The organism is Pseudomonas sp. LSJ-87 (genome assembly GCF_032971465.1).
GTDB classification, from domain to species: domain Bacteria; phylum Pseudomonadota; class Gammaproteobacteria; order Pseudomonadales; family Pseudomonadaceae; genus Aquipseudomonas; species Aquipseudomonas putida_Z.
Genome location: NZ_JAWJYQ010000120.1, coordinates 1 through 505, shown reverse-complemented (window position 1 = coordinate 505; position 505 = coordinate 1). Strand labels below are relative to the sequence as shown.

Here is a 505-nt window from a genome sequence, read left to right as displayed (position 1 = left end):
GGCCGATGTGCTGAAACTGGAGCGGGTAGGCCTTGGCGACAACTTCTTCGAACTGGGTGGGCATTCCCTGCTCGCCGTCCAGGTGATCTCCCGGGTACGTCAGAGCCTGGGCGTGGAGCTGCAGTTGCGCGCGCTGTTCGAAACGTCGAGCCTGGCCGACTTCGCCAGGCTTGCAGCGCAAGGCGAGCAGGCTTGCTCCAGCGTCATTGGGCGGGTTTCCCGGGAGCAGCCGCTGGCGCTTTCCTATGCCCAGCAACGGCAGTGGTTCTTGTGGCAATGGGCACCGCACAGCGCCACTTACAACATTCCGGCCGCACTGAAGCTGGCCGGGGCGCTGGATATCGCTGCTCTGCAACAAGCCTTCGGCGCCTTGATCGAGCGCCACGAAACCCTGCGCACCACCTTCCGCCTGGACGGCGAGCAGGCGGTGCAGGTCATTCATGCCCAGGTACCATTCAAGCTGGCCATCGAGGAGCAGGCAAACGCCGACGAGGCCGCTGTGCGG

General features: G+C 64.8%; 1 protein-coding gene. It reads left to right on the top strand.

Going from position 1 to position 505, the window contains the following annotated elements; translation table 11 throughout:
* Positions 1 to 505: condensation domain-containing protein (locus RYH74_RS26340; protein ID WP_317410629.1), on the top strand; the 505-nt coding region annotated here is incomplete at both ends.